Genomic DNA, 10,985 nt, shown 5'->3' with positions numbered 1-10,985 from the left:
AGCAATATACAACAAAAAACGGTCAACATATTTTAGGCATTAACATTAATACTCTCATCTTAATACTCTCATCTTAATACTCTCATCTTAATACTTCCAAAAAANAAGAATTACCTTTGAGTGTACAAGAAAGTCTACTGGAACTAAGAAGCTAGCCAAATCGGCTTCAATGCTATTAGAAACCTAAAAAATGAGGGAAAGCAATATACAACAAAAAACGGTCAACATATTTTAGGCATTAACATTAATACTCTCATCTTAATACTCTCATCTTAATACTCTCATCTTAATACTTCCAAAAAAATGCGGAAAACCCGTAATCGTATGTCGATTTTTTTTCAAAACTTCGCCTCGATGGGTGGAAGCTTACAAAAGTCCTTTTCATACTTTGTTTGTCCAAATGTTAAATTGGTAATTATAAGTGTCAAAAGTGTTAATAATATTTTCATTTTCTATTTTGTTTGTCTGTTGTTTTCGCGTCGCAGTGAAATTGCCACTAGCGTCAGACTGTGAAAAAACCTCCACAATCCTAGTACCAAATATAGTAAAATAGTTGTAAGAAAAAGATAAATTCATTATTTTTAGTGATGCAACATATANTACAATACTCTCTGCTCTTTCCCCACGCCGCGTAATTAAAATGGGGGGGGTGGTAAATAAATATTTCATAATAAATAGTTTAAGTTGGAAATAAAAGTAAGTAAATAAATATTACCGTTATAAAAAAAGTAACACTTTAGAAGATTTTATCTTTCAACTTTAATTTGTTAAGAAAAAAGAACCCTTTTACGGAAAAACCGTAACAGTAATTTCAGGAGAATTGTAGTTTTATAAGTTTTTCTATATTTTTTGTCGGTGCAAATCGGATACATGAAATATAAATTCTAAGAAATCGATAAAATTATGTCTATCAAATTAAGATTTAAAAGTTTACAAATTTTTAAGAACATCCGAAATCAAACAAGACACAGTCTCGCTTCTTAAGATATTTTTAAAAGTTTCTCTCCTATTAATCCTTAATTTTGTTTTTTCTAATTCTAAATAACATTGCCAACCCTGCAAAATTTACCGCTGTCGCATGCTGCTGTTGTTGTTAATTTCAACCCAGATGCCGTTCCTTTAAAGTTAATCGAAATGGGGTTAATTGCCGGTGCTGAAGTAAAGCTCATCCAGATTGCACCGCTCGGCGATCCGTACTTATTCGAAATTTCAGGCAGTTACGTGGCAATTCGCAAAGAGTTGGCTGCACAAATTGAAGTAGCCGAAGTAAGCCAGTTGAGCCATGAGTAAACATCTACTTAAAATTGCGCTCATTGGTAACCCAAATACGGGTAAAACCTCGCTTTTTAATAAGCTTACCGGCTTAAATCAACAAACCGGAAATTATCCCGGAGTAACCGTCGACCGTAAATTAGGATACACCCAGTTAACCGACGGACAAAAAGCAGCTGTGCTCGATTTACCCGGAACCTATTCGCTAAATGCCAGCAGTATAGACGAAAGTGTAGTAACCGATTTACTGCTGAACCCCGCCGATAAAGACTATCCAGACGTTATCGTTGTTGTTACGGAAGTTGAAAATCTGAAGCGCAACTTACTGCTTTTCACACAAATAAAAGACCTACAGCTACCTGTCGTTCTTGCCATTAATATGGCCGACCGGATGCAAAAACGCGGGATTTCATTAGATATTCCAGCACTTGAAACCGCACTCGACACAAAAATTGCATTGATCTCAAGTCGCAAGAACACAGGTATTAAAGAATTAAAAACGCTAATTACTGAGCGTAATACACTTTCTCGAAACCCAATCATCGATATTCGAACAGTTGATGAGAACTTTTTTAAAAGCGTCGAACAAACGGCGCCAAGCCGAAATGTCTACGAAAGCTGGCTGTTTCTGTCATCCGAACACTACAAACTAAACGACCAAGCACCCGACCCGAAACAGCTTTCGGTAACAGCTTCAGATCTAAAACGTTTGCAACAAAAGGAGGTCATTAAACGCTATCAGTTTATCAATAACGTATTAAAATCCGCTCAGAAAACAGACCTTTCTCAGGCAACCGATTGGCGCTATAAACTCGACCGTATCTTTACGCACCGTATTTTCGGCTACCTGATTTTCGCCGCTATTTTACTACTTATTTTTAATGCGATTTTTAGTTGGTCGAGTATTCCTATGGATGCCATCGACGCGGCGTTTGCGTCGCTTTCAGAATACACAAAAAGCCACATGACGCCAGGCATGCTTCAAGAATTGCTCGCCGACGGGATTATTCCAGGTATAGGGGGAATTGTAATTTTTATACCGCAAATTGCCTTTTTGTTCTTGTTTATTTCGGTCCTAGAAGAATCGGGATATATGAGTCGCGTGGTTTTCTTAATGGATCGCATAATGCGTCGTTTCGGCCTTTCCGGAAAAAGCGTAGTTCCCTTAATTTCAGGAACAGCTTGTGCCATTCCCGCAATTATGGCCGCTCGAAACATCGAAAATTGGAAGGAGCGTTTAATCACAATTTTGGTGACGCCGTTTACTACCTGCTCGGCACGCTTACCTGTGTATTCAATTATTATTTCGTTAGTTATCCCGAACCGAATAGTCTTAGGTTTTATCTCCATGCAAGCTTTGGTACTTATGGGCATGTATCTGATCGGTTTTGCAATGGCTATCTTGGCAGCAACGATTTTAAATAAGATCATCAAACTAAAAACCAAACAGTATTTTGTTATCGAAATGCCCGATTATAAGTGGCCGCTTCCGCAAAATATTGGAATTACGGTAGTTGAAAAAACCAAAGCCTTTGTAATGGGTGCGGGTAAAATCATTTTAGCTATATCGGTAATTCTTTGGTTTTTGGCAAGTTACGGGCCTGGTGAAAATATGGATCAAGCCGGAGCGCGCGTAACCATGGAACAAGAATACGCCAACGGAGGTACTTACGAACAAGCCGTTGCCGCTGCACGTTTGGAAGAATCGTACATTGGGCGTTTGGGTCGCGGAATCGAGCCTGTAATTAAACCTTTGGGCTACGATTGGAAAATTGGTATCGCCATACTTACTTCATTTGCAGCGCGCGAGGTGTTTGTAGGAACCTTAGCAACCATTTACAGTGTGGGCGGAACCGAGGATGAGGAAACCATCAAACAAAAAATGCGCGCCCAAACCGATGTAAAAACCGGAAAACCCATATTTGATCTAGGAACCGGATTATCGATTCTCATGTTTTATGCCTTTGCCATGCAATGTGTGTCAACCTTAGCAATTACAAAACGTGAAACCAATAGCTGGAAATGGCCTCTGATGCAATTGGCTATTATGACAGTCTTGGCCTATTGTATTGCATTTGTAGTTCACGAAATAGCCAGCTGATGCAAGAAGTAATTGCCATAGCCGCCCTTTTTCTAGCACTCATTTTCTTGGTGCGGAAATTTTTCTTTCCCAAAAAGAAAGGGAAAGATTGCTGCGGTTAGCGATTTGTTATCCTAAAAAACACAAAACAGGCCACTCTTTTTATTGCGCGTTCATACAATAAAACGAAACTACCCGACGCTTTTTGAGTTGGTTAGTTCTACAACTTGTTTGGTGTTAGGAACAGATTTTCCTAAATCGGATGCGAATATGGAATTACAAAAAAAACCGCCTGTCCATAAAGCTGAAGAGACGGTCGGTAAATAACGCTACTATCCGTTATTATTCTTGTACGATCGGATCTCTTAGCGATTCTAAAACCGCAACCACGTCGTTAAACAAATCAGAGTTTGCAGGTACGCCGTTTTCAATAGCGGCAGCTCCAACATAACCTACGAATTTATCGTAATCGGCATTCGAAGATGTAGTTCCCATACGCGGGTTTTGTGCCGGATTGTGTGCGGCTACCATATCCAATCCTGAATAAGTATTTACCGGATTTGTTCCTCCCGTGTTGAAAGAGAAGAAATCCACTAAATTATCTTGTAATACGGCTAAGTTGGTGGTGTTTCCTGCGCCTACTTCAGCTAAAAGTGGAGCAAAGTGCTCTGCCAAGTTTCCTTGAGCCCCCGCCTGAATGTCGGCTACAATAAGTTGCACGGTTCTACCTACTACTTTTCGGTAGGCTAGACGGCCCGATTCAATCATAACGCCGTTGGCTGCGTCTGGGTCTTGTACCATAGCTTCGCCACCTAAACGGTCGTAAATGCTGGCTTCTGCTGGTGGATCATTGTTGTCGTCGTCGTTACAAGACACAAACAAAGGAGCGCCGCTCAATAGCAGCAAGGCTAAGAATTTCAGATTTCTTTTCATAGTTCAAGTTATTTAAGTTAATTAAAAATTCGTTGGATACCTTTTGAGAAATGGTAGGCAAAACCATCTTGTTTCATCGCCGGACAAACTTTTTTACTGGCTAATTCGGCTGGAACTTTAAAGATGCTAACGTCTTTGTAACCTTTTGCTGTAAAGGCTTCGTACACCTTTTGATTACTGGTTTGCGTGTTGTCGTGAAAGAAAACTACAACATTGTTTTTCACAAGCACATCGCCTTTAACGCCTGAGATGGCCGATAAATCATATACGATTTTCTTTGCTGTGATAGAGTCAATAGGTTGTTTGAAGTCGAAACGACTTACCTGCCAAGTGGCGAGTTCAATGGTAACTGGTTTAGCAGTGGCAATGTGTACTACTAAAATCAAAAACAGCAACAGAATCACAGAACCTGTAGCTACTAAAATTCGTTTAAAATTAATTTTCATAATCGTATGCTTTATGGTGCGCTACGATTATTTACGAGTGTAGTTCTATTTTGGATTTACCGACGCCTTATTTAGTTTGGTTTTAAATAAAGAGTCGTCGTTCTGCTTGAGTTTTACCACAGCATCGGCATGATCGTTGGGTACGGTCATAGACAATACATACTGGGAAAACAGCCACTTTCCTTTGCTCAGAATTAAGATACCCGATCCGCGACACACGCCGAGGTTAGAATCGAGTAGTTCGTCGAACCAAGCGATGTTTTTTTGTTTGTTGAAATAAATGTTTCGTTCGAGTGGCGTGTACTTCCACCCTTTTCCGCGATCAAAATACGGTTTTGCGAAGGCGGTAAACGCTTGTCGGCCCCAGTTTTCGGTAGCATCGGTTCCTATAAAGTGGAAATCGGCACCCATAAGTGCTTCGTAATTCTTCCAATTAGCTGTCGCTGCCGCTTCGTGCCATTGGTTTAATACGGCATCGACATGGGAAAACGCTTCGGCTTTTTTTTGTCCAGCAACGCTCAAAGCGCAAAATAGCAGCGCAACGACTATTTTGACCCGTTTTGACTTCCGACAAAGACAATTATGTGCGTTGCTGAATAATTTCATAAGTTTTAAGCTAAGTTGCTATGCCCGTAAACCATCGAACATAGCTTGTGTTATTTGCTCCAAATCGTATTCGTGCTTCCAACCCCAATCGTTTCGGGCATGCGTATCGTCGATGCTTGCCGGCCAGCTGTCGGCTATCGCTTGTCGAAAATCTGGCTTGTACGATATTTCAAATTCTGGAATGTGTTTGGTTAACGACTCCGAAATTTCTTCCGGAGTAAAACTAACTGCCGCCAAATTGTACGAAGATCGAATTTTAATGGCTTCTGGCTCTGCTTCCATGATTCGAATCGTTGCGCGAATCGCATCAGACATATACATCATCGGCAGCGCGGTATCGGCTTTAAGAAAACACTCGTACGATTTGTTGGCTAATGCCTCGTGGAATATTTCTACGGCATAATCTGTAGTTCCACCGCCGGGAGGTGAAGTATAGCTAATTAATCCGGGATAACGCACGCTGCGCACATCGACCTGATACAATTTATGATAGTACTCACACCAACGTTCGCCCGATTGCTTGCTGATTCCGTAAACCGTACTCGGCTCCATAATCGTGTACTGCGGCGTGTTATCTTTTGGCGTCGACGGACCAAAAACCGCGATACTCGAAGGCCAAAACAAACGTTTAAATTTTTTAGCTTTCGCCAAATTCAAAACATGAAACAGCGAATTCATATTCAAATCCCAAGCAAACGCCGGATTTTTCTCTGCCGTTGCCGAAAGTAATGCAGCCATGAGATACACATCGTCGACCTGATATTTCTCGATCAAATGTTCAATTTGATTATAGTCTAAAGCATTCACAACTTCAAAAATGCCGTCGTTAACTACTTCATTATCCATTTTTCGGATGTCCGAGGCAATTACATTTGAAACTCCGTATTTGCTTCGTAACTGCTTGGTTAACTCCGTGCCTATTTGTCCGCAGGCACCTATGATCAATACTTTCCTACTCATGGTTGCTGTTTTGCGACAAAGATAACGTTTTCGTTTAGCTGCCAAATAACTAGGATCAAAACCTGTAAATAAACAAATGCAGAATTAATACCTTGTTCTTCAACAACTTAAATTCGATTCACAAGCAAAATTTAAATAAGCTTTCTTTAACAATAATTCTGATTTCAGAACTTTAGTAAATACGCTACTTTTGTCGAAAGTTTAGATGTGAAACAACTCGCAATCCTTTTTTCGTACCTGATGCTGTTTGCCGCTTGCAACGACAACGATGCGCAACGAAGAGTAGCTACGCAAAAAGATGCTGCTCGGCAAGAAGCGTTTTTCAAGCAGCTCAACAGCGCCTGGAATTTTACGGTTTTAACGCCTAGTCCTTTGGTTCAAGACCAGCTTCGAACGTGGGCCGATTGGAACCTATTTATTTCTGAGCTCACGTCAAAACCAGTAAGTTCGCTTAGCGCTTTCCAAAAAAAAGCTACAAAATTGGCTACTCGTGCCGCTCTTTTGCAAAATAATATTCCACCGAAATTTGCTACTCCAGAAATTAAAAGTCGGATCGCGGCAGTAGTTGCCTCTGTACGTATGCTCGACATGTATCTTTCTGTACAACAACCACCTATAGAACGCATTAAACCTTTGTTTTCCGAAATCAACACGGCAATGAGTGGTCTAAATACCCAATTTACTGAAATTGCACAACGCGAACTCGTTCCTATTGAAAAGGGTGAAGCAGATATGTTGCGTATGTTGGATACTACTCGAGCGATTAAAGCCACACCGGTGATCAGATAAAAATGGCACAACATTTTCCGTTTTTTACTCGTTTCGAAAATGCTACTCCCGTTAAAGCAGTACTCTCTGCACTTTCGGAGAAACAAAATAAGCTGCACGTAAAGAATCTGGTGGGTTCGGGAATTTCATTATTGGTACAACGAATTGCTTTACAATCCGAACGACCACTACTTTTATTAGCAACCGATAAAGAACAAGCTGCATTCCTACTCAACGATTTGGAACAATTACACAGCGCCGACGACGTGTTGTTTTATCCCGAATCGTATAAAAATCCGTACAAAATTGAGGAAATAGACAACGCCAACGTTTTGCTGCGCGCCGAAGTCCTCAATCGAATAAACTCGCGGAAACGACCACCGGTTATGGTGTCGTATCCCGAAGCACTATTCGAGCGTGTCGTGACCAAAAAAGATCTCGACAAAAACACCTTGAAAATTGCTGTTGGCGATAAGATTTCGCTCGACTTTATCAATGAAGTGCTCTTCGAATACGAATTCAAACGTGTCGATTTTATAGCCGAACCCGGCGAATTTTCAGTGCGTGGCGGCATACTCGACGTTTTTTCATTTAGTAACGACCATCCGTACCGGATCGAGTTCTTTGGGAACGAAGTCGAATCGATTCGCTCCTTCGATGTTGAAACGCAACTTTCTGTCGAAAGACAAAAGAAAATAAGTATCATTCCGAATATCGAAAATAGGTTTTTTGAGGAAAATCGAACGCCGTTTCTAAGTTACATCAGCCCACAAACCACGTTGATTTTGCTCGACACTCAACAAATTGCCGACAAACTCGACCAGCTTTTCCGTAAAGCCGAAACCGCTTTCGAAAACCTACAATCGGAAACCAAACATGCGCCTCCAGCCGCTTTGTTTCTCAACGGAAAACAATTCTTGCACGATGCCGAACGTTTTGAAGTGATTGAAATGGGAAGTCGCGCGTATTTCGAAAGTCTGAGTATTTCCTTCAACCAAACGCCACAACCCTCGTTTAACAAGCAATTCGATTTGCTACTCGAAAACTTATCGAATAACCGGTCTAAAAACATTCGGAATTTTCTGTGTTGTGCAAACGAACAACAAGCCAAACGTTTTTACGACATTTTCGAAAGCATTAGCGAACCGGCAGATGATATTCACGAACAATACCAAGCCGTAACCTTACCGCTACACGCCGGATTTATCGATTACGACGCCGGAATTGCGCTCTACACCGATCACCAGATTTTTGAACGCTACCACCGTTTTCATATCAAAAACGGCTACGCCAAAAAACAAGCCATATCGTTTAAAGAACTCAATGGTTTAACCATCGGCGACTACGTGACCCACATCGATCACGGAATCGGAAAATTTGGTGGATTGCAGAAAATTCAAGTCGACGGCCGCACGCAGGAAGCCATCAAATTGGTTTATGCCGACAACGACATTGTGTACGTAAGCATTCATGCGCTGCACAAAATTTCCAAATTTAACGGCAAAGACGGCGCCGTTCCTAAAATCTATAAGCTGGGTTCGAATGCTTGGAAAACGCTCAAGCAAAAAACCAAAGCGCGCGTCAAGCACATTGCATTCAATCTGATTCAATTGTATGCAAAACGACGTCTGGAGAAAGGATTTCAATACAACCCCGATAGCTATTTGCAACACGAACTCGAAAGCTCCTTTATTTACGAAGATACGCCCGATCAGATAAAAGCAACACAAGAAGTTAAAGCCGACATGGAGAGCGACCGCCCTATGGATCGTTTGGTATGCGGCGACGTAGGATTTGGAAAAACCGAAGTAGCAATTCGTGCCGCTTTCAAAGCCGTTGACAACGGAAAACAAGTAGCTGTTTTGGTGCCAACTACTATTTTGGCGTACCAGCATTTTCGCACCTTTTCTGAACGATTGAAAGAAATGCCGGTAAGCATCGGATACCTCAACCGGTTCAGAACAGCAAAGCAAAAAGCCGAAACGCTTAAAGATTTGGCCGATGGACGTCTCGACATCATCATCGGAACGCACCAGCTGGTCAACAAAGACGTGCGATTTAAAGATCTGGGCTTGCTCATTATCGACGAGGAACAAAAATTTGGTGTGAACGTTAAAGACAAACTCAAAACGTTGTCGGCAAACGTCGATACACTCACACTTACGGCAACGCCTATCCCGAGAACTTTACAATTTTCGCTAATGGCCGCGCGCGATTTATCGGTAATTACCACGCCCCCACCCAACCGCTACCCTATCGAAACGCATGTAGTTGGATTTAACGAAGAAACCATACGCGACGCAGTTTCGTACGAAATTCAACGCAACGGCCAGGTGTTCTTCATCAATAACCGCATCGAAAACATCAAGGAAGTTGCCGGAATGATACAACGTTTAGTGCCCGATGCGCGTATTGGCGTTGGTCACGGGCAAATGGACGGCAAGAAACTCGAAGAACTAATGCTGGCATTTATGAATGGGGAGTTCGATGTGTTGGTAGCTACTACCATTATTGAAAGCGGACTCGACGTCCCTAACGCCAACACCATTTTTATCAATAACGCACAGAATTTCGGCCTCTCCGACTTGCACCAAATGCGCGGTCGTGTGGGACGAAGTAACAAAAAAGCGTTTTGCTACTTTATTTGTCCGCCGTACAGCATGATGACCGAAGATGCGCGAAAACGCATTCACGCCTTGGAACAGTTTAGCGAACTCGGCAGCGGATTTAACATTGCGATGAAGGATTTGGAAATTCGCGGTGCGGGCGATTTACTTGGTGGTGAACAAAGCGGTTTTATCAACGAAATTGGCTTCGAAACCTATCAGAAAATCATGAACGAGGCCATCGAAGAATTGAAGGAAAACGAGTTTAAAGATCTGTACAACGAAGTAGAGAGCACCGGCAAAACCTACGTAAAAGACATGGTTATTGATGCCGACTTCGAATTGCTCTTCCCCGACGATTACATCAACAGCATTACCGAACGTTTGGCGCTGTATAACGAGTTGGGCGAAGTAAAAGACGAAACCGCTTTGCAAAAGTTCGAAGAAAAACTCATCGACCGATTTGGTCCGTTACCGAAGCAAGCTGTTGATTTGCTAACGAGCTTAAAGTTAAAGTGGTACGGAACTAAATTAGGGGTTGAAAAAGTGGTTCTTAAACAAAGTAAGATGATTTTATATTTTGTTTCCGACCAGCAATCCGAATATTATTCGTCGGAGCAATTTCGCCGAATCATCGATTTTGTACAGAAGAATCCGCAGTTGGCAAAACTCAAGGAAAAGCAAACGCCTGCGGGCCTAAAATTGTTACTCACGTTCGAGTCGGTTAAATCGGTTCGAAAAGCGGTTCATTTATTCGAGCAAATTTAAATCTAGATTTTTACTTGGGCGTTGCGCGGCGCGTTGCTGTGGTTTTGCAGGTGCCGCGCCGTGCCATACGCTGCAATAAAACGGCACAAAACCGGCCGGCAATCGGTTTGCGTGGGCTTCTTGAGTCGCCAGCGCAAATCCGTTTTCGGCAGCGGTTTTCTTCGCGTTTTATTTTCGCTGCTGTCACTAACGCAAATTCGTAGCCCAAATTTCGTCGCAAAAAANAAAATAGGTTGCATGTGGATGAAAAAAGTATATCTTTGCACCCGCTTCGGGGTGTAGCGTAGCCCGGTTATCGCGCCTGCTTTGGGAGCAGGAGGCCGCAGGTTCGAATCCTGCCACCCCGACCGAGTAAAAAAACCGACTGAGAGGTCGGTTTTTTTGTTTCCCTAAAATTTAAAGCCCGCAGGAGCTTTAAATTTTAGGGAAACAAAAAAATGCNATGTTCATAACCACCCGAAACGTTTATAAACGTTTAAACACGTCTAAAATTCGTCGACAAAAAATCGATTTTGTAATTTTATGCCGGAGGCGGGCTGGAGGCCC

The 10,985-nt window shown here is 42.0% G+C and carries 8 protein-coding genes and 1 tRNA gene; 5 read left to right on the top strand and 4 right to left on the bottom strand.

Annotation, left to right across the window (positions count from 1 at the left end):
- Positions 1–1,047: 1,047 nt before the first annotated feature.
- Both CHX27_RS04350 and feoB read left to right on the top strand, forming a co-directional pair.
- Positions 1,048–1,290, top strand: a complete 243-nt coding sequence (locus CHX27_RS04350) for a FeoA family protein (RefSeq protein ID WP_094485543.1) — start codon at positions 1,048–1,050, stop codon at positions 1,288–1,290.
- A complete protein-coding gene (gene feoB / locus CHX27_RS04345; protein ID WP_094485542.1) occupies positions 1,283–3,373 on the top strand; it encodes a ferrous iron transport protein B in 2,091 nt (696 codons plus the stop codon). Before CHX27_RS04350 ends, feoB begins: the two co-directional genes overlap by 8 nt.
- A 321-nt stretch (positions 3,374–3,694) precedes the next feature.
- On the opposite strand, the gene CHX27_RS04340 is transcribed toward feoB, so the two are convergent.
- The 4 genes from CHX27_RS04340 to CHX27_RS04325 form a co-directional block, all read right to left on the bottom strand.
- Positions 3,695–4,285 carry a globin family protein gene (locus tag CHX27_RS04340; RefSeq protein WP_094485541.1) on the bottom strand — a complete coding sequence of 197 codons (591 nt, stop codon included), beginning with the start codon at positions 4,283–4,285 and terminating at the stop codon, positions 3,695–3,697.
- A 17-nt stretch (positions 4,286–4,302) separates the two neighbouring features.
- Positions 4,303–4,731: a hypothetical protein gene (locus CHX27_RS04335; RefSeq protein ID WP_094485540.1), complete on the bottom strand. Its 429-nt coding sequence runs from the start codon at positions 4,729–4,731 to the stop codon at positions 4,303–4,305.
- A gap of 45 nt (positions 4,732–4,776) precedes the next feature.
- Complete coding sequence (locus CHX27_RS04330) at positions 4,777–5,253, bottom strand: nuclear transport factor 2 family protein (RefSeq protein ID WP_243388961.1); 477 nt, start codon at positions 5,251–5,253, stop codon at positions 4,777–4,779.
- Positions 5,254–5,355: 102 nt separating this feature from the next.
- On the bottom strand, positions 5,356–6,297 hold the full coding sequence (locus CHX27_RS04325; protein WP_094485538.1) for an L-threonine 3-dehydrogenase: 942 nt from the start codon (positions 6,295–6,297) through the stop codon (positions 5,356–5,358).
- A gap of 207 nt (positions 6,298–6,504) precedes the next feature.
- Between CHX27_RS04325 and CHX27_RS04320 the strand changes: the two genes are divergently transcribed.
- The 3 genes from CHX27_RS04320 to CHX27_RS04305 all read left to right on the top strand — a co-directional run bounded on the left by CHX27_RS04320 (position 6,505) and on the right by CHX27_RS04305 (position 10,786).
- Positions 6,505–7,086: a hypothetical protein gene (locus tag CHX27_RS04320; protein ID WP_094485537.1), complete on the top strand. Its 582-nt coding sequence runs from the start codon at positions 6,505–6,507 to the stop codon at positions 7,084–7,086.
- Positions 7,087–7,088: 2 nt separating this feature from the next.
- A complete protein-coding gene (gene mfd / locus CHX27_RS04315; RefSeq protein WP_094485536.1) occupies positions 7,089–10,439 on the top strand; it encodes a transcription-repair coupling factor in 3,351 nt (1,116 codons plus the stop codon).
- Between the two features lie 272 nt (positions 10,440–10,711).
- Positions 10,712–10,786 (top strand) — tRNA-Pro (locus CHX27_RS04305).
- Positions 10,787–10,985 lie beyond the last annotated feature (199 nt).

It is taken from the genome of Flavobacterium aurantiibacter (genome assembly GCF_002251775.1).
GTDB lineage: Bacteria > Bacteroidota > Bacteroidia > Flavobacteriales > Flavobacteriaceae > Flavobacterium > Flavobacterium aurantiibacter.
This window is presented reverse-complemented; position numbering and strand designations above follow the sequence as displayed.